At 48.4% G+C, this 19,473-nt stretch carries 17 protein-coding genes and 1 tRNA gene; 9 read left to right on the forward strand and 9 right to left on the reverse strand.

Features of this window, described 5'->3' with window-relative positions; translation table 11 throughout:
• Positions 1-2: 2 nt before the first annotated feature.
• The 4 genes from ACYVAM_RS14490 to ACYVAM_RS14505 form a co-directional block, all read right to left on the reverse strand.
• A complete protein-coding gene (locus ACYVAM_RS14490; RefSeq protein WP_461068119.1) occupies positions 3-1,271 on the reverse strand; it encodes a glycerophosphodiester phosphodiesterase in 1,269 nt (422 codons plus the stop codon).
• Positions 1,268-1,936, reverse strand: a complete 669-nt coding sequence (locus tag ACYVAM_RS14495; RefSeq protein WP_461068121.1) for a hypothetical protein — start codon at positions 1,934-1,936, stop codon at positions 1,268-1,270. The genes ACYVAM_RS14490 and ACYVAM_RS14495 overlap by 4 nt, the downstream gene beginning before the upstream one ends.
• A 277-nt stretch (positions 1,937-2,213) precedes the next feature.
• Positions 2,214-2,618, reverse strand: coding sequence for a response regulator (locus ACYVAM_RS14500; protein ID WP_461068123.1), 405 nt, complete (start codon positions 2,616-2,618; stop codon positions 2,214-2,216).
• A 313-nt stretch (positions 2,619-2,931) separates the two neighbouring features.
• A tRNA-Met gene (locus ACYVAM_RS14505) sits at positions 2,932-3,004 on the reverse strand.
• Between the two features lie 144 nt (positions 3,005-3,148).
• On the opposite strand from ACYVAM_RS14505, the gene era reads away from it, so the two are divergent.
• The 4 genes from era to ACYVAM_RS14525 all read left to right on the forward strand — a co-directional run bounded on the left by era (position 3,149) and on the right by ACYVAM_RS14525 (position 7,037).
• Positions 3,149-4,069 carry a GTPase Era gene (era, locus tag ACYVAM_RS14510; protein WP_046578195.1) on the forward strand — a complete coding sequence of 307 codons (921 nt, stop codon included), beginning with the start codon at positions 3,149-3,151 and terminating at the stop codon, positions 4,067-4,069.
• A gap of 96 nt (positions 4,070-4,165) precedes the next feature.
• Entirely contained in the window at positions 4,166-5,473 is a 1,308-nt protein-coding gene (gene der / locus ACYVAM_RS14515) for a ribosome biogenesis GTPase Der (RefSeq protein ID WP_461068125.1), read from the forward strand.
• 130 nt (positions 5,474-5,603) lie between these two features.
• Positions 5,604-6,512: a DMT family transporter gene (locus ACYVAM_RS14520; protein WP_461068127.1), complete on the forward strand. Its 909-nt coding sequence runs from the start codon at positions 5,604-5,606 to the stop codon at positions 6,510-6,512.
• A gap of 216 nt (positions 6,513-6,728) precedes the next feature.
• A complete protein-coding gene (locus ACYVAM_RS14525) occupies positions 6,729-7,037 on the forward strand; it encodes an ArsR/SmtB family transcription factor (RefSeq protein WP_461068129.1) in 309 nt (102 codons plus the stop codon).
• Positions 7,038-7,128: 91 nt separating this feature from the next.
• Here ACYVAM_RS14525 and ruvB read toward each other — a convergent pair whose 3' ends face one another.
• Both ruvB and ACYVAM_RS14535 read right to left on the reverse strand, forming a co-directional pair.
• The gene (ruvB, locus tag ACYVAM_RS14530; protein WP_461068131.1) at positions 7,129-8,157 is read right to left on the reverse strand and encodes a Holliday junction branch migration DNA helicase RuvB; all 1,029 of its coding nucleotides are present in this window, start codon (positions 8,155-8,157) and stop codon (positions 7,129-7,131) included.
• A 98-nt stretch (positions 8,158-8,255) separates the two neighbouring features.
• Positions 8,256-11,927 (reverse strand): PKD domain-containing protein, encoded by a 3,672-nt coding sequence (locus ACYVAM_RS14535; protein ID WP_461068133.1) that lies wholly within the window; start codon positions 11,925-11,927, stop codon positions 8,256-8,258.
• Positions 11,928-12,159: 232 nt separating this feature from the next.
• Here ACYVAM_RS14535 and ACYVAM_RS14540 point away from each other — a divergent pair, with 232 nt between their 5' ends.
• Complete coding sequence (locus ACYVAM_RS14540) at positions 12,160-13,191, forward strand: PorP/SprF family type IX secretion system membrane protein (RefSeq protein ID WP_461068135.1); 1,032 nt, start codon at positions 12,160-12,162, stop codon at positions 13,189-13,191.
• A gap of 54 nt (positions 13,192-13,245) precedes the next feature.
• Here ACYVAM_RS14540 and ettA read toward each other — a convergent pair whose 3' ends face one another.
• Entirely contained in the window at positions 13,246-14,913 is a 1,668-nt protein-coding gene (gene ettA / locus ACYVAM_RS14545) for an energy-dependent translational throttle protein EttA (RefSeq protein WP_461068137.1), read from the reverse strand.
• 73 nt (positions 14,914-14,986) lie between these two features.
• On the opposite strand from ettA, the gene ACYVAM_RS14550 reads away from it, so the two are divergent.
• The 4 genes from ACYVAM_RS14550 (at position 14,987) to ACYVAM_RS14565 (ending at position 17,608) form a co-directional block, all read left to right on the forward strand.
• Positions 14,987-16,264, forward strand: a complete 1,278-nt coding sequence (locus tag ACYVAM_RS14550) for a DUF349 domain-containing protein (protein ID WP_461068139.1) — start codon at positions 14,987-14,989, stop codon at positions 16,262-16,264.
• 95 nt (positions 16,265-16,359) lie between these two features.
• Entirely contained in the window at positions 16,360-16,635 is a 276-nt protein-coding gene (locus ACYVAM_RS14555; protein ID WP_461068141.1) for a hypothetical protein, read from the forward strand.
• Between the two features lie 32 nt (positions 16,636-16,667).
• Positions 16,668-17,120 (forward strand): NUDIX domain-containing protein, encoded by a 453-nt coding sequence (locus tag ACYVAM_RS14560; RefSeq protein WP_461068143.1) that lies wholly within the window; start codon positions 16,668-16,670, stop codon positions 17,118-17,120.
• Between the two features lie 41 nt (positions 17,121-17,161).
• Positions 17,162-17,608: a DinB family protein gene (locus ACYVAM_RS14565; protein ID WP_461068145.1), complete on the forward strand. Its 447-nt coding sequence runs from the start codon at positions 17,162-17,164 to the stop codon at positions 17,606-17,608.
• Here ACYVAM_RS14565 and ACYVAM_RS14570 read toward each other — a convergent pair.
• Positions 17,577-18,980, reverse strand: a complete 1,404-nt coding sequence (locus tag ACYVAM_RS14570; protein ID WP_461068147.1) for a high affinity choline transporter 1 — start codon at positions 18,978-18,980, stop codon at positions 17,577-17,579. The genes ACYVAM_RS14565 and ACYVAM_RS14570 overlap by 32 nt on opposite strands.
• Positions 18,981-19,063: 83 nt before the next feature.
• Entirely contained in the window at positions 19,064-19,450 is a 387-nt protein-coding gene (locus ACYVAM_RS14575; protein WP_461068149.1) for a phage neck protein fibritin, read from the reverse strand.
• Positions 19,451-19,473: the final 23 nt, after the last annotated feature.

Genomic DNA, 19,473 nt, shown 5'->3' on the forward strand with positions numbered 1-19,473 from the left:
GTTTACTGCTGTTCAACATAGTGATAGTAAGCAACGACTGGCGAGTAGTTGGACAGGATGCCATCGAAATTATTCTGGCTGATAAATTCACGAATAAACTCGGTTTCGTCGAGTGTCCAGACGAATACAGTTCGCCCTTCGGCTTTCATGGCGGCCACTTCGTCCGTTTGTGGCCCAAGGGTCCAGCGGGGCGCCCAGATTCGAGCCCCCAAACTGCGTGTGATGGCCGTGTCTAATTCGCACAGGATCGGTGTATTTTCTTTATCGGCCAGAGCCTCATAGGATTTTACCGCATCGGTGCTTGGCAGCCCAATCACAATGCGCAGGTTTCGACCGGCCATTAACGCTTTTTGCCGATACTTTTGTTGAATAACCTGCACCTTGTCCATGGGCCCAATGTATTTGGTATCGAGCCAGACAAAACTCAAAGACGTATTACTGACAACTGTTTCCAAGGCTTCTTCCAGAGTTGGGATTTTCTCTCCATTGACCAGACGGACGAGGGTGCTCAACTGCTGGTAAGTATAGTTTTCCACGGGACCGGTTAAGCCACTTTTTTGAATAAGTCGCAGGTTGAGCGTATTATCGTGATACAAAATCGGAACGCCGTCTTTCGTATAACGCACATCAATTTCGATTCCGGTTGCTCCCAGACGCGATGCCAGCTTTATAATCTCAACTGAATTTTCTGAGGCTGGTAGCAGATCTGACGTGCGCCCGCCACTCCGGTGGGCCATAATGGAAAAAGGGCGCTGGTTTAGAGGCCGCTTATAGGTAAGGGTCAGGGGCGTGGCAGGCTGAGCTGTTTTTTCGCCGTAGACACCCGTCAATACCAGCGTATCGCCCGCAGCTAACTGGCCCGTATAGGGCTTTAACTGCCCATTGTGCCTGGCTTTAACTGTCAGGCTGGTCAGTCCGGTAGCTGTATTGACCAGCTTACGCCAATAGCCATTTACCACTAAGCTATCTTTCTGAGAACCAGCTTCCAAATTAAAGAATCCGGCATCGAGACCCGTAAAAATGGATAAGTAATGGGTTGTGTCAGAGCCATTAAGAAGATACGTCCACTTCAGCGCAACCTGATCACCAAACTGGGTGGATCCGGCCGTAACGGTATATACGCCTTCCATGGCCTGCCTGACCGAAGGCACAAACTGGCCAGAGCCCGGTGTATTGCTGAAGGTATACGGAACGGGCGATTCGTAATCTTTTCTACAGCTATTGAAGCCTATGAGGACTAAGGCCAGGCCAATAAAATGGGGCAGTTTCATAGGATAAAGCCAAAAATAAGTTGAGGATAGAACAGGTCTCGATCAAACGTGTCATAGAGCGACCACAACTGCCAGTTAAAATTGGAGTAAGCGGCCCGTATGCCAACCGAAACGTGAGTTTTGTTATAAAAAGGCTGTTCTAAAACGGCCGTAAAGGCGACTCCGTTAATTTGTCTTTTGTTGTATTCAACCGCCAGTGAACCTACCTGCGATTTGTAATACAGGTCGATAATCGCTTCCGATCGAACCGTCAGTTGCAGGTCTCTGGTTAGTCGATAACCCACTGAGAGGTTCGGAAACGTCTCGATACCATACGCCTGACTGTTAAATACATCCTTGATAAGCAGCGCCCCGAACCAGCCGTGTATATCGTAACCTACGGATGCCGACAGCCGATTGGTGATGGGCGTAGCCCAGCGCAGGCCTACGCCCAGATTACTTTGTACGAGTTGCGTTTGTATTCGGCCCACGGCGTACAAGTGTCGGCCCAGGGCTCGCTGAATATTAAAATCAACAGCGGGTACGCTGACACGCACCTCTTCGGTTAATTCGGGTGGTGTGGTCGTAAAAACGGCCCCAATAGATCGTCGCCATTTGGCGGCCGGCGGTGATTGTGGAAAGTAAATACTCGGTTGTGCGGGCCAGGGGTTTGTTGCCTGTGCCATTGCAGTCGATGCTGCGAACATCATCAAACAACCTATCTGGCAATGTCTCGTAATTATTTTATCGATGGTGGCCACTTGACAACTACTGTGAAAGTCAAATGGAATAAACTACAGTGATACGAAATATGTTATAAACACATACGAATATACGTTACACAGGGTTCGGCGCTCTGCTTGTGTAGTTTGTAAAGTCGTCCTAAATCGCCATGAGTGAACCCATGATTGGCTACCTATTTCGCGTCAGAACTTATTGCTGGAAAAATACGGAACAGCTCAATTAGCTGATTTTCCACTGCTGAACTAACTGACCAAACAGCATTAATAATTTTCCGGATGAGCCAGGCTTGGTTAAAAATGCATTGGCGCCTAACTCCATTGCCTTTGCTTCATCTTCAGAATGATTTGACGTCGTTAAAACTACTACAGGAAGACTTTTATAGGCTGGCTCGGCTCGTAACTGTTGCAGGACTTCAAATCCATTTAGATAAGGCATATTTAAATCCAGTAGAATAAGACTGGGCTTAATATCACTTTCACGAAGGGCAGGCAACAATTCCTCACCGTCATTCAATCGCCTGACATTGACTGGTGGCTTTAAGGTTTTGAAGGCGATCTCAAAAAGATATTGATCGTCTTCATCGTCGTCTACAATCCAAACAACAGGCGAAGAGTGAACAGGCATAAACTAAAGTAAAAGGACAGTATCTGCTATTAATGCATAAAAGGAGCAACTGTAAACATACCCAATAAAACGCTTCACTTATTAGTTTCTCTGTTAAATGGAGCGTTTACCTTATCCAGTGGGCCTACCTATTAGTATGCAGTTATGCCTTTATTGATTATGTAAATAAATAATCCAAAATAGAGTATTAATAAACCTGTGGTTAACATATACACAAAATAGGTAACCATAGAACTAACTTTACTTGTTTTGAGTGCTCTAAAAAGCAAAAACCCTTGATTAACTTCATAAAGTTAATCAAGGGTTTGCTTAGTAGCGGGAGCTGGACTCGAACCAGCGACCTTTGGGTTATGAGCCCAACGAGCTACCAACTGCTCCATCCCGCGGTGTTTGGTCTGCAAAAGTACAACAACTCTCTAAAAATCCAACTACCTTTGTAAAAAAAGTTTTTAGCACAACCGAAACGTTTTCTTTCCGGAGAGAGTTGTTTCCTAAAGCCACTGGTAATCAGCCAGCGGGATCACCTAAGAATGAATACAGAAATTATTGCCAATTTTCCAGCCGATCATAAGGCTGGCTTCGTCAGTATAGTCGGTAAGCCAAACGTAGGCAAATCAACCCTGATGAATCAACTTGTCGGGGAGCGGTTGTCGATTATCACCGCCAAGGCACAGACCACCCGCCACCGCATCATGGGTATCCTCAACGGAACCCACAACGGCCAGGAATTCCAACTCGTTTATTCGGACACCCCCGGTATCATTAAACCGTTATACAAACTTCATGAATCCATGATGAGTTTTGTTCGCGGTTCTATTGAAGACGCCGACGTGGTTTTGTTTGTAACCGACATTTTTGAGCAGCACGATGAAAATGATGTCATCGAACGGCTTCAGAAATCAGAAGTTCCTGTCGTGCTGATCATCAATAAAATCGACCAGGCTACGCAGGCACAGGTCAATGAGAAGATCGATTACTGGCAGGAGCACTTTAATGCTCAGGAAATCATTCCGATTTCGGCCCTCAATGCGTTCAATACCGACCGCGTCTTTGAAGCCGTTATGAGTCGACTGCCCCAGCATCCTCCCTATTTCCCCAAAGACGAACTGACCGACAAACCTGAGCGGTTCTTTGCTTCAGAAATTATTCGGGAGAAAATTTTTCTGAATTACAAGAAGGAAGTACCCTATAGTAGTGAAGTTGTTGTCACAGGATTTAACGAGAAAGACGATATTATCGTCATTCAGGCCGAAATCCTGGTTGAACGGGCTACCCAGCGGGCAATTTTGCTTGGCGAAGGTGGTCGAATGATAAAGAAGACGGGCATTATGGCTCGCGAAGAACTCGAACGCTTCTTTGGTAAAAAAGTATATCTGGAACAATTCGTTAAGGTAGAACCCGATTGGCGGCAAAAAGAGCGTATGCTCAAGCGCCTGGGGTATGACGAATAGTGGCTGGTAATCACTAGCTGGTGTTGGCACGAACGCTTCACCAGCCGCTAACCGCAAGGGCGGTCTGGCACGAATCAGTAACCACTAAAAACAATCATGGCAAACATCGTTGCAATCGTTGGCCGCCCAAACGTGGGCAAGTCCACGCTGTTTAACCGCTTGACGGAACAGCGACAGGCCATCATGGACAACCAAAGTGGCGTTACACGCGACCGACATTATGGTACGGCCGAGTGGAATGACAAGTATTTTACCGTCATCGATACCGGTGGCTATGTCGTTGGCTCAGAAGATGTCTTCGAAGAATCTATCCGGGAACAGGTCGAAATGGCGATTCAGGAATCCACTGTTTTGCTGTTTGTTGTAGATACGCAGACGGGCATCACGGGCCTGGACGAAGACTTCGCCGACGTGTTACGACGGTCCAAAAAACCGGTCTATGTCGTAGCCAATAAGGCTGAAACCGCCGAACGAGCGCATGCTTCTGCTGAGTTTTACGGCCTGGGCCTGGGTGACCCCTACGCGATTTCGTCGCAAACCGGAACCGGCACGGGCGACTTGCTGGATGAAGTCGTTAAACACTTTCAAAGCGACGGGGTCGAAGATCCCGATGCTGGTATTCCACGCATTGCGATTCTGGGGCGGCCAAACGTTGGGAAATCGTCTTTCCTCAACGTCCTGACCGGACAGGAGCGCAGTATCGTCACGGACATTGCCGGAACCACCCGCGATGCGATCAATACCCGCTACAAAGCTTACGGAAAAGACTTCATTCTGACCGATACGGCCGGTATTCGGCGTAAAGCCAGAATTGACTCCAACATTGAGTTCTACTCGGTTCTGCGTTCCATCAAGGCCATGGAAGACTCGGACGTTTGTATCATTATGCTCGATGCTACAAGGGGTCTGGAAGCTCAGGACCTGAATATCATTGGCCAGGCCGTAAAAGCCAAAAAAGGCGTGGTGATCATGGTCAATAAGTGGGATGCTGTTGAAAAGGATCACCGCACGGCCGATGTGCTACGCAAAGAGATGATCCAGCGGATGATGCCAATCGATTACGTGCCCATCATCTTTGCCTCGGTTCATGAGAAACAGCGGATTTTCCAGGTCATGGAAAAGGCGATGGAAGTGTATGAAAACAAGACCAAGAAAATTGCTACCTCAAAATTAAATGAGGCTATGCAGGCCGAAATTGAGAAATTTCCTCCGCCAAGCATGAAAGGCAAGTTTGTGAAGATCAAGTACATGGTACAGGTTCCTACGCCTTCACCAACGTTCATATTTTTCTGTAACCTGCCCCAGTACGTTCAGGAATCATACCAGCGGTTTCTGGAAAACAGGCTTCGGGACCACTTCGATTTTACAGGTGTGCCGATCACCGTCTTTTTCCGGCAGAAGTAAGGTTAGATTCTGACGAGTCTACAGCCTGTTGGCTTCTGTCAACAGAAAAGGTCAGGGAGTTGGCGCATGCATAACCATACGTCAATTACTTCCTGACCTTTTTCTATATCCAACCAATCCCTGATTCTTTATGGTCTTGCCACCTGCCCGCTCCCGCTATTGGCTTGGCGCCGGTCTGGTCTTTTTAGCGGCTTTCTGTTTCGCTTTGAAGGGCATTTTGATCAAGCTCGCCTATCAGTATCCCATTGATGCCATTTCGCTACTGACGTTGCGGATGCTTTTCGCCCTGCCATTTTATATCGCGATTTCCATTTATCTGGCGCGTAAGTACCCGCCTGTCAACCTAACCGTTAAGCAATGGGTAACACTATGTATGCTGGGGATAACGGGCTATTATTTTGCCAGTTTTTTCAATTTTTTGGGATTGGTGTATATCACCGCCAGCCTGGAGCGAATTCTACTGTTTGTTTACCCAACGTTTGTGTTGTTGATGAATGCCGTCGGCTTTGGTCGACGGGTAACGCGTTTGCAGCTTCTGGCGCTGGCGCTAACCTATATCGGCATTTTATTGGCCTTCTGGGGAAACGTTGAAAGCTCTGTTCAAAAAAATGTTGTCTTAGGTGCATTCTGGGTTGTTTTGAGTGGGCTGGTATATGCTGTTTATTTAGTTGGCAGCGACCGGGTAATCAGTTGGGTCGGCTCGCAGCGATACACTTGTTATGCCATGATGGCGGCCACGGTTCCAACCGTTCTACACTGCGCCTTACAGAATGGCTTACAATTAACAGGCTACCCCGCACCCGTTTATTTTCTGGGACTTGGGATGGCTATTTTTGTGACCGTGATCCCAACGTTCATGATCGCCGAAGGCATTAAACGAGTCGGTTCCGGCAACGCATCAATCATTGCCAGCGTTGGTCCCATCTTTACCATTATCCTGTCCACAACGGTTCTCCACGAGACAATCAGCTATGCCCAGATAGCCGGCACATTTCTGGTGTTAGCGGGTGTCTTTCTCATTGGCTGGCGTGGAAAATAAGCGCTAAACAGCTGTCTATTAAATGAGTATAAACACTTAAAACAATTTATCTATTTCTTACCAAAAAGTTACCAATCGGACACATAAAAACATTATCATTGTACTATAGGATTAAAAAAACAACCACTAAATAAATTACACCTCACGTTCAGCGTCTTAGTGAGTATTATACCTTACCTTTCATTCACTATACCTATTAAAAGAAACAACGTTCTTATGGCAACTGACAAAGTAGTTGATGATGAAAAGCGGATTGATAAAGCCGCGTATGTACTCAAAGCGGTAGCGCATCCTTTACGTATCAGGATCATTCAAATGCTGAATGAAAACACAGAATTGAATGTATCCGCGATTTACAAAAACCTGAACGCAGAGCAGTCGCTTATCTCCCATCACCTGATCAATATGCGCGATAAAGGCATACTCGATATTCGACGGAGCGGGAAGAACATTTACTATTTTCTGGTGGATTCGGCCGTGGCTGAAGTAATCGAATGTATCTATAAGAGCAAGATTCTGAATTAATTTGCGCCTTATACGTCCATAAAAAAAGGGTACTAAAGGAGCTATTCTCAATAGCCACTTCGTACCCTTTTTACAGAATTGTATCAGTCAATTACGTAAATAATTCGCCCGGTCTGTAAGGTGGTGTCAGGCCGAGATGAATGTAAGCTCGTTCCGTTGTTTCGCGGCCACGCGAGGTCCGCTTCAAAAAGCCTTCCTGAATTAAAAAAGGCTCGTACACTTCTTCAATTGTTTCAGACTCTTCTCCACAAGCGGTAGCAATGGTGGAAAGGCCAACCGGGCCACCTTTAAACTTCTCGATGATAGTCGTCAGAATACGGATATCCATATCGTCGAGCCCGTTCTGGTCGACCTCCAGCGCGCTGAGAGCTATTTCAGCTATTTCTACATTGATGTATCCATTGCCCTTCACCTGCGCAAAGTCGCGGGTCCGGCGGAGCAGATTATTGGCAATACGGGGTGTTCCCCGGCTCCGGCGTGCTATTTCATAAGCCCCTGTTTCATCGATTGGCGTTCCTAAAATAGCCGCCGAACGCTGCACAATGCTGGTTAACAGTTTAGCATCATAATACTCCAGCCGGGCACTGATGCCAAACCGAGCCCGCAACGGCGAGGTGAGCATACCAGCCCGAGTGGTTGCGCCGATCAACGTGAACGGATTCAGCTTAATCTGGACGGTTCGGGCGTTTGGCCCGGAGTCGAGCATAATGTCGATCTTGTAATCCTCCATTGCCGAGTACAGATACTCTTCCACAATGGGATTGAGCCGGTGGATCTCGTCGATGAAGAGAACATCATTAGGCTGTAGATTCGTTAGCAGGCCAGCCAGATCACTAGGCTTGTCGAGCACCGGACCAGAGGTCATTTTGATACCCGCATTAAGTTCGTTCGCAATAATGTGCGATAGCGTCGTTTTACCCAAACCTGGCGGGCCATGGAGCAGCACATGGTCGAGCGCATCACCCCGTTGCATAGCCGCTTTCACAAACACTTCCAGGTTATCGAGAATTTTAGCCTGCCCCGTAAAGTCCTCGAACGAAAGCGGCCGGAGCGCCCGTTCGATCTCTTTGTCGGTAGTGGTCATCCCGTCTCCTGAACCTTTCAAAAAGTCGTTTCGCATGGTTTTGATTGGTGCAAACCCGCTTTAGATACACCCGAAAAACAGGCGATTTCGGCGAAGTCGTTTACCTCAAATTTACGCAAAAAAGAGGACAAATACTACCGAATCAGGAGTACAGATCCGCGTTTTACAACCCGTTCACGCTCGGGAAAATACTCGCTTTTGAAGATCACCACATAGGGATAGATCATGGCCGGATAGATCGATCCTTTGTAGGTACCGTCCCATTTCTGCTCGGGATTATTACTGGCAAAAATGACCTCTCCCCAGCGATTATAGATCCGGAATTCGTAATCGGTTATATAAGCCGTAAACACTTGCAACAGGTCATTAGTACCGTCGCCATTGGGCGTGAACGCGTCCGGCACATTGACCCGTGGTTCGCACAGATTCAATACGCGGGCCACACCCGTTGCCGTGCAGCCCAATGGATCTGTCACCTGAATGGGGTAATCGCCAGCGCGCTGAACCGTTATGGTTTTGGTCGTATCGTTTCGATTCACCCACAGGTATTTTAAGCCGGTAGCGCCGTTGGCCGATAGTATCGTTGTCCCCTGATCTCCTTCGCAAAGGGCGGCCTGTTGGGTATAGGAGAAAGCTGGTGGTGGCCGGTCGCCGACCCGGATACTACTACGCCCCACACATCCCGATTGCGTATTGCGTAATACAAGGCTGTATGTTCCCGGCTGTGTCACGTTGATTGTGGGTGTACTGGCTCCCGTACTCCATTGATATACATTACCAGGAACGTTGCCCACCAAGGGTTGTAAAGCTACGGCAAGGCCATTGCACTTGAGGGTATCCGGCCCAAGTCGGGCGAATCCAGTGCTATCGAGCCCTACTTTGATACTATCCGACAGGGCTTTGCAACCATTAATATCGACAACCTGAACCGTGTATAGTCCCGGTGCAGCCTGTCCGAATACGGCCGTTGTCGAAACGACATTATTGTTCTGATCCAGCCATGAATACGTCGCGGCTGTTCCTCCCGAAACAGTCAAGGTGATGGTACCACTGTTGGGTATACTACATAAAGCATCCTTCACGTTGGGCGTTAAACGAAGTTGGTTGGCCGGTGATTTCAGAATGAAAGCACTATCGACTTTACATTCATGAAGTGTATCAGTCACAGCGACTTTATACCCTCCTTCGACAAGGCCCGTCTGCTGATTCGAGCTATCCTTCAATGGCGTCCCATCAGTGCCTGTCCATACGTACTGATAAGTACCGGCAGGGCGGGCCGTCAGGACGATGGAGCCATCAGCCGACGTACACGCCTTGGGACCGGTTAGGGCGGCCTGTAGGCTAATTTTGGGTAGTTCGCTTACCCGAATGGTGTCTGAATTGACACAGCTAGTGCCATCAATAACGGCTGACTGTGCTGTTACGGAATACACTCCGGCCGTTGCTACAGTAATTGTTTTTGTCGTTTCCCCATTGCTCCACTGGAATTGCGTCCAAGTTCGTTGAGGCACCGTCAGATCGACTTTTGATCGGTAACAGAACAAGGTATCAGGCCCCAGGTCAAGTGATGGCACGGGCTTGATTTGGACCTGAATTGTGTCACTTTTAAAACACTCGCCATTAGCGGCTAAGGCCACAGCGATGTAATAGCCCGGCCTGGTCAGTGTTAACGTTCGTTGCCTACTGACCAGGGCTCCATTTACCAGCCAGACGTACATTTTGGCCTGCACTTTTATATCGAGTGTAATGCCCCGCTTATTACAAATGGCCGTATCAGCACCCAGCTTTATATCGGGTGGAAGTTCGACAATCGTCAGCGTGTCTTTGATCAACGTGTCTTTACAAATGCCCCCGGCACTGGTTTTTGTAATGATTCGAAGACTCACAAAGTATTGGCCGGGCGTTTTATAAGCGTGCGTAATAGGCGTGGTTGCAGTGGTTGACGCAGGCCTACTTCCATCGCCGAAGTCCAGTGTATAGGCTTCTTTTAGCTTAGGACAATTCGGACTTATCTGGAATACCGTTGGTGCATTCACGCAGGTATCGCCGTACGTTAATCCTGGGCCACTCGAATTATCATTAAAGTTGGCGACCAGGTTCGGCAAGCCCAACTGGCTCGTCTGTCCGCCAAGCGATTGCCCTGCCGGATTGTAGATCAGGCTATCTAGTAAGCCACCATTTGGGTTTTCGATGGTTCCGAGTGAGTTGCTACCTTTGATGGCAACGTAAAGGCGACCATCGGGCCCAATCTGGATTGAGCCATATTGCCTGGTTGTACTACTGTCAACCACCGTCTTCGACAGTGTGAGAAGGGAGTCTCGTTGATTCAGATCGTACTTTAAAATGTAGGATGATCCTTTCTGACTTCCATCGGCATTAGTATCGGCCAGCATCGTCACGTACAAACTCTTACCATCGGGCGAAAATTCGACACCGTATGCTTTGGGGGGCGCTGGTCCCAGATCGAGGGTTCGATCAAATTTCAGGACTCCAGTCGAGTCATTGAAGGTATATAGGTCGACCGAATTTTTGGGCGGGCCGGGAATCACAACGGCCATTGGACGATTGCCTTCGTTTCCTCCTGTAGTATCCGCCGGACCAATTTTAATATAGCCTTCTGCGTTTGTCAGCGAATCAATTACCTGACCACCTGTGTAAGTAACAGGATCGACGTTCTCACTGCGCGTTAAGTGACGAACTTCAAATTCATTCGTTCCATATTTTCTGGTAATAACCCAATACGTAGAGTCGCGGGTATTGGCCACCGACGCCGACTGCTCCGTACCCTGCCCGGACAATGGAATGTTTTTTTCAACAACGGCCCCTTTACCCCCATTCTGGCGCATGTCCACTACGCTATACGTCAGTGTCTTCTGCCCACGTATTTCGGACGTCGTATAGACATAATACAGGTATTCGCATCCCCGACAAGTGGGTTTCGGCACGATCAGCGCCGATTGCGTTGAGTTTTTGCTTCCTTCCAGCGGTTTCTGCGTCGCCAGGGTGTCGCCTGGCACGAGCGACTTCATGGGTTTACCATCTTTATCGTAAATGGTAATCCCGTCGGAATAAAAGAGCAGAATCCCTTTTGTATTCGCAATGGAAGAGGAGCCCTCAATAGTATTCAGCTTACCGTCTGTAATGGGTTTTGGTGTACCTCCACCACTAAAATCCAGGCCCGCATTTTGTCCGAAATACCATTTTACCCCCTGCGACTCTTTCTTTTCACCACACACATCGACATTGATGCGATCCTGATACGAGCAACCGTTTGGACTAATGGCTTCGACAGAATAACAACCCGAACTGTCGACCTGTATACTTTGTGTCGTATCTCCCTTAGGATACCACAGATACCTGTATCCTGATTGCGTATTACCAGCATACGGGTCAAGCGTGATTTTCTCCCCCTTACAGATGGTCGTGTCTGTCCGCCAGTTCGAAAAAGACTGGGGACGATTACCAATATTTATTTTCCGTTCTGACGTCAACGATACGCCATTGATCGTTCGAGTGAGCGTAACGGTATAAGCCCCCGCTTGCTGGTACACATGCTTGGCTGTCGAGTCACGTTGTTTGGTGACCGTAGTACCGTCGCCAAAATTCCAGACGCGGCTCGTTACGCCGGTCATTACGCTGTCTGTGAATGTAAGCGAGTCGGCTTTACATTCCTGGTCGGGAACACAGGCTTTTCCACTGATCTTAATGCCCGCGCTTGTTTGCGCCCAGGCTGTAATTGGCCCGGCCAGCAGGAACAGCATGGCCAAAAGTCCAACTACCCGAATATGCTTATTAAAAGTTAACATGAAGAAACGCTGAATAAAGCCCACCTACGCAAATTCGATTCTCAACATAACAACAACCGGGGCATTACGTTAGTATAAACGATGGTGTTCAATTAAAATTTTATCGTCTTACAGCCACAAAAGCCCTTAAAATCCAACTAATTTTAGAGGTTGTTGTCCTCCTAAATACTTCGTTTGACCTACCAGCGTTGCAACAATAATATTGGCCCAGTCTTTGCCTTGTTTTGCTATTATGCTCAATAAATACATACTACTAATTTTGACACTGACACTGGGCCGAACTGCATTCGCTCAGGACCCTCAGTTCACTCAATTTTACGCGGCCCCTATGTACCTGAACCCAGCCTTTGCGGGATCGGCTCTGGCTCCACGCGTTACGGCCAACTACCGGAACCAGTGGCCTGCCATTACCAACTATGTAACAACGATGGTAGCGGTCGACCACTTCATTGAAAAATACAATAGTGGTATTGGCCTGATGATCCAGAGTGACAATCAGGGTCAGGGAAGGATTCAATCAACAGACATAGGGTTGCAATATGCATACCAATTTCAGGTAAGTGAATCTTCCTTCGTACGATTAGGATTGCAGGGGTCTTACGTAAACCGAAGTATTAACTATTTTGGTTTGACAACGGGCGATCAGTTTACCGACCGGGGCTTTATTACCGGCAGCGTTTCCGGCGACCCTACCCTGCAAGGTGGCTTGCCAGCAGTAAAATACGCAGATTTTTCAACAGGAGGTCTGTTCTACTCTGACTGGTTCTGGGTTGGCGCATCAGCGCACCATATTAACAGGCCTGATCAGGGATTCTTTGCCGGCAACCGGGAGCGACTACCCATGAAAACCAGTATTCAGGCGGGCCTTCGTATTCCACTGGGGGGCTTCACCGGCCTGGCCGATGAAGAAGATCGTGAAATTAGTCTCTCGCCAGTGATCATGTATAAACACCAGGGCAAATATGACCAGTTAGACATAGGGGCTTACCTGACGTATTCCCCGTTGACGATTGGCGCTTATTACCGGGGAATTCCGTTCAAAAAATACAATCAGACATTGAATAACCACGATGCCGTTGCGGCACTGGTTGGCTGGCGTATGGAGAAATTCTCGATCGGCTACAGTTACGACGTTACCGTTTCGACCCTCGGAAACAGCGGTGGCTCACATGAATTGTCGTTATCTTACATTTTCGAGAAACCCGAAGGCCGACGAGCAGGCGTAAAACGACGGGATAAGAAATTACCCTGCCCCAAGTTTTAGTATGGGTTTTAACAAAAACGGGACAGATGTAGCATCTGTCCCGTTTTTGTTTGTCTATGCCAGCTTCTTGTACTTAATCCGGGTTGGCGTGGCGTCGGTACCTAACCGCTTACGCCTGTTTTCTTCATATTCCGAGAAGTTACCTTCAAACCAATAGGCTTGTGAGTCGCCTTCAAAGGCCAGAATGTGGGTGGCAATTCGGTCCAGGAACCAGCGATCGTGACTGATGACGACGGCACAGCCCGCGAAATTTTCCAGTCCTTCCTCCAGGGCCCGTAATGTGTTCACGTCAAGATCGTTGGTGGGCTCATCGAGCAGCAACAGGTTTGCGCCTTCTTTAAGGATCATGGCTAAATGAACCCGATTGCGTTCCCCACCTGATAATGTTCCGATTTTCTTTTCCTGATCGGCTCCGGCAAAGTTGAAACGACTCACATAGGCACGGGCATTCGACTGTTTGCCGCCCATCATGATCCACTCACTTCCGCCTGAGATCGTTTCAAATACGGTCTTGTTCGGATCGAGTCCATCGTGTTCCTGGTCAACATAAGCGACTTTAACCGTCTCGCCTACGTCAAACGTACCAGCATCGGGCTTTTCGCGTCCCGTAATGAGTTTAAACAGGGTTGTTTTACCGGCGCCATTTGGCCCGATAATACCAACAATACCGCCCTGTGGCAGCCGGAAACCCAAATGCTCGAACAGTAGCCGATCGCCAAAGGCTTTGGCAACATCCTCCGCTTCAATCACTTTTGAGCCCAGACGCGGCCCGGCGGGTATAAATATTTCGAGCTTATCGTCCCGCTGTTTGGCATCTTCGTTCAGGAGTTTTTCATAAGCACCCAAACGCGCTTTCGATTTAGCCTGACGGGCTTTAGGAGCCATTTTTACCCATTCCAGTTCACGCTGAAGGGTTTTCTGACGCTTCGATTCCGTTTTTTCTTCTTTCGCTAAACGGTTTTGCTTTTGCTCCAGCCAGGACGAATAATTTCCTTTCCAGGGAATTCCTTCTCCGCGATCCAGTTCGAGAATCCAGCCCGCTACGTTGTCCAGGAAGTAACGATCGTGGGTTACAGCAATGACGGTGCCCGTATACTGGCGTAAATGTTCTTCGAGCCACAAAACTGATTCGGCATCCAGGTGGTTGGTTGGCTCGTCGAGCAGCAGCACATCGGGTTGCTGAAGCAGCAAACGACACAGCGCCACCCGGCGCTTTTCGCCCCCGGAGAGGGTATCGATCAGGGCATCGGAAGGTGGGCAACGCAGGGCATCCATCGCCCGTTCGAGCTTTTGGTCAAGTTCCCAGCCATTGAAATGGTCGATCTTTTCCTGAACTTCTCCCTGTCGGGCAATCAGCTTATCGAAGTCGGCATCGGGGTCGCCGAAGGCTTCATTGATTTCCTCAAACTCCTTCAGCAGATTGACAACTTCCTGGGCTCCTTCCTCAACAATTTCCCGAACAGTACGGCCCGGCGTGAACTGCGGCTCCTGCTCAAGCATACCCACCGAGTAGCCCGGCGAGAAGACTACTTCGCCCGTGTAATTTTTGTCGATACCAGCAATGATGCGTAATAAAGTAGATTTACCGGAACCGTTCAACCCTAAAACGCCAATTTTAGCGCCGTAAAAGAAGGAAAGGTATATGTTCTTTAGGATTTGTCGGTTAGGCGGAATATTTTTACTCACGCCCGCCATTGAGAAAATTATGGTTTCCTGACTCATTAATTTCTGATAGATTTGTGTTGGCAATTACCCTCAAATTTAACCCACAGCGCAGCCTTAACCAAGCACAGTAATGGAAAACGCTTCACTGGTAGATGAATACGGTTACGTCAAAGACGGAAAGGTATTTTTAAAAGGCTACCTGAATTACGAAGACCGCCAGATCGGCGAAGTCAAACGAACCGAGCAGGAAGCGCTCGATTATTTCAAAAACCGCTTCATTATCGCCGAAAACAAAGTAAGCCAGTTAGAGAAAGATATCGAAGAAGCCCAGAACAAAGGCTCCTATCTGACCAAATTGGTACAACTTCGCAAGAAGCTGCTTGGCTTCGATGCACTTGGCGATTTCCCGCCCTTACTCGACCGTTTGGATGCTCAGGAGAAATTACTAGCCGATTTGATTACGGTCAATCAGCTGAAAAATCTTGAGATCAAACGGGCACTGATTGCCGAAGCCGAAGCCGTTGTCGATAGCACCGAGTGGCGCGAAACGGCGGATGTGCTGCAGGAAATAAAAACAAAATGGATCAAAACGGGACCAGTCGATAAAGCGGCTGAAACGGAAGTTGAAGGGCGCTTCCAGGCGCTTCTGGACGGCTTCTTTACCCGCCGACGCGAGTTTTTCAACGAGCAGAACAAAGTTATTCAGGAGCGGCTCGATAAATACGATGAGCTTATCCGTCTGGCCTTCCGCGCGAATCGCCTGGGTGATCTGGATGCGGCCTTTCAGGAAGTACGGAAACTCAATAATGCCTGGAAAGTGGTTGGGGAAGTACCGATCAAGAAGAGCGGTAAACTGTATAAACAGTTTAAGAAAGCGACCACCATGTTCTACGCCAAGTACAACGACGCGAAGGGCATTGTTATCGTTCCAAAAATCGACCCACGCATTGAGGCCCAGATGAAAATGGCCGATGAAGTGGAAAAGCTCTCGAAACAGCAGGATATTTTCGCGGCTGCCGAACGGGCCAAAGTATTGCTTAATAGCTGGAAAGAGATTCGTGTGCCATTCAAGCTTCAGGATAAAGTAGTCAATGAACGGTTCCGGGCCGCCTGCGATAAGATTTTTGAATTGAGCTACCTCGGTCGTGTACTGACCCGGAAATACCCGGCATTTGAGCTTAAGAGTAAGTCGGAGCAGATCCGGACGAAAATTCGGGAGATGGAGTATCTCGTTAAGCGCGAAAAGAACGATCTACAGTTCGCTTTGCAGGACGCCGACGGACTCGACCCCAACAAGGATGAAGACAAACAGATTCTGAATAAGATCAACACCCAGAAACGGAAGATCGCCATGAAGGAAACGATCCTGCGCGAACTACAAAAGGAGCTGGAAACAGCGGGTTATTGATTTTCCTTTCGCTATGCTTCCTATCGTTAGCAGGACAAAAACGTGCCTCGGTTTTAACCGGGGCACGTTTCATTTAGTGGGTTTGTTCTACCAATATGGAAACAAATCTGAATAACCCCGATCTTATTGTTGACGAAGCCGCCTTCCGATCAGCTATTATTCCCGGCAAATTTGTGCGGCTCGAATACCTGACCGATCTCAATGAGTTTATAAAAGCTGACGTAGCCATTAAGCAGCTTCTCCGTCAGGATGGTGCCGATGTGCTGGAACTAGCCACGGGCGACCTCGTCCCCCTCGACCGTGTAGTTAGTGTTTCGGGTAAATTGTCGCCCCGCTACCCTGGTTATGGTAATTACTCCTGCGATTGTTAATTTGGCGGAGATTTGCTACTTAACCAGTTTTTATGAAAGTTCGTCCGTCTGCGCTGATCTGGCGTCAATCTGAGGGTCAGACCCAAGTATTGCTCATGCGTTACTGCTACGGTGGGCAGGACGTTTTTGCACTTCCTGGTGGTAACCCTGACCGGGGCGAAATTCTGACAGAAACCGTTATCCGCGAAATTCGGGAAGAGTTGGGCGTATCCGTTGAGCTTGGTGAGATGGTTCTGGCCGGTGAAATGCTCCTGTCGCAACGCAACGACGATGTATTGCATGTGGTTTTTGCGGCTCGTAACCTCCAGGGTGAACCCGCTCTAAACTCTGTCGAGACAACCGCTCTCAATTTGGTCTGGATACCCGTTACGGACTTAGACAAACTCAATCTCTATCCAAATATCGGCGCTAAACTTCAACCCTGGTTTAGCAGCGCGACTTACCTGGGTTATGTTGGCCGAATTGAACAACAGTATTTTGGTTAATACCAGCCAGAACCAGGGCGTAGAAACCGTCATCATCAGATATGCTTATTGAGACGCTAAAAATGCTGTTCCATCGAGATCTCGAAAAATTAAAACGAGAGATTGACCAGTACAAAAACGAGGAAGTGATCTGGCATACGGAGCGGGGGATTGCCAACTCAGCAGGAAATCTCTGTCTGCATCTGGTTGGCAATCTGAATACGTACCTGGGTGCGGAGATTGGCAAAACCGGCTACGTGCGGAACCGAGAACTTGAATTTTCACTCAAGGGCATTCCCAAAGTAGAGCTTCTAACGAAAATCGACGATACAATGGCCGTCGTCGATGATGCGCTAAACGTGCTGACTGACGCCCAGCTTGACGAGGAATATCCGATGCTGGTTTTTGACGAGAAAACCTCGACCGGCTATTTGCTGGTCCATTTAACTACACACTTGACGTATCACCTTGGCCAGATCAATTACCACCGGCGGTTGCTGGATGTGTAATTGGAGTAGAACGGCTTAGTAAGCTGCCCCCAATCATGCCTACCGTGCTAGCCAGTAAACCCCACAGCATTGGCGAATAAGCAGTATCCAGCCATAGACAGATAAGCCAAACGCCAAAGCCAATCAGCATGGACCATAGGCACCCTGTCAGGTTAGCACGTTTCCAGTAAATACCCGCCGTCAACGGAATAAATAACGACACCAGACTAAAGGCAGAGGATTCACCAACGAGGTCAAAAATGTTAGCGTCGCGTGTGATGCTCATCCCCACGCAAATGATGGTAATGATTACGACCACCCATCGGATGGTTTTCAGTAACCCCTGATCACTAATGTCAGGTCGGAAAAACTTCATCACATTCTCCCCAAAAACAGTTGCCGGTGCCAGTATCGCCCCACTCGACACGCTTAAAATGGCTGAGGTGACCGCGCCGAAAAATAAGACTTGCAACGGCAGACTTCCGTGCCGCATAACCATATTTGGAATGATCAACTGATTGTCTTTCGGCAAGTCGGGATGAAGTATCTTGGCGCTGAGCGCAATAAACAAGGGTAACATCGCTATGGTCAAATACATACCCGATGCCAGGAACGAAGCCCGAACAGCCGTCTTCTCGGTTTTGGCAGCCATGACTCGCTGAAAAACATCCTGCTGGGGAATGGAACCGAGTCCGATGGTTATCCAGGCGGCTATGTAAGACAGCCAGTCTTTAGTCGTTGATTGAGGTACGAATCGAAAAAAGCCCTCGGGCGTTCGTTTTTGAATGGTTTCCAGTCCGCCAACCTCGCGCCAGAGCATTACACCCAATACCGCTAGGGCCAGAATGATAATGAGGTTGTGGAAAAAATCGGTAACCGAAATAGACCACATCCCCCCCAGCAGCGTGTAAATCATAACCACTGCCGCGCTGGCAATAATGCAATATTCCCGGGGAACATCCGTAACGACACTTAATACAATGCCAATGGCCACGAGTTGGGCAGCTATCCAACTAAAGTACGATGGGATAACCATAAGGGCCGATAGCAATTCCGCTGACCGACCAAAGCGTATCCGAAAATAATCGGAGAAGGTCGTGATGTTAAGCCGATAGAGCGGCCGGGCGAAGAATGCGCCCACCAGAAACAGGCACAGAGACGACCCAAACGGCTCCTCGATAACGGCCAGGAAACCACCCTCAACGAACATAGCGGGCGCTCCCATGATTGTCTCAGAGCCAAACCAGGTAGCAAACGTCACCGATGCGGCCAGCATCAGCGGCAACCGACGCCCTGCCAGCACGAAATCCTGTGAGGTTGTTACACGTCGGGCAGCCCATGCGCCAACTGCAACGTTTGATAGTAAGTATAGGGAGATGAGGAGCAGAAGCATGGGCAGAGGGTTACACACAAAGGCACAAAATATACAAATGGTATCTGTATATTTTGTGCCTTCATTCAGGTCGCTATGGCTACTTAAGGTAGCTTCTCATGTAAATAGGCAAGAACGAGTTGTAGAGTTTGTTTAATTGTACCTACGTCTTGTTTCAATTCACTCACATCTTGCTTTAGCTCACTTACGTCTTGCTTCAGTTCAGTAACGTCTTGCTTTAGCCCGCTTACATCTTGCTTGAGTTCAGTAACGTCTTGCTTTAACCCGCTCACGTCTTGTTTCAGCTCAATGACATCTTGCTTTAGCCCGCTTACGTCCGTTTCCAGTCTACTCAGACGCGAATTGACTTGCTTAAATCCTTCCGTTTGGTCACGGCGAATAGCACGTACATCAACTGTTAAATCAGCAACGGCCCGGGTAGTCGTTGCATTCTGTCGTTCAACTTGCTCAATGCGTTCTTCCAGATACATACTAAGTTACTTATGGTGGAAAA

It is taken from the genome of Spirosoma horti, assembly GCF_054776595.1.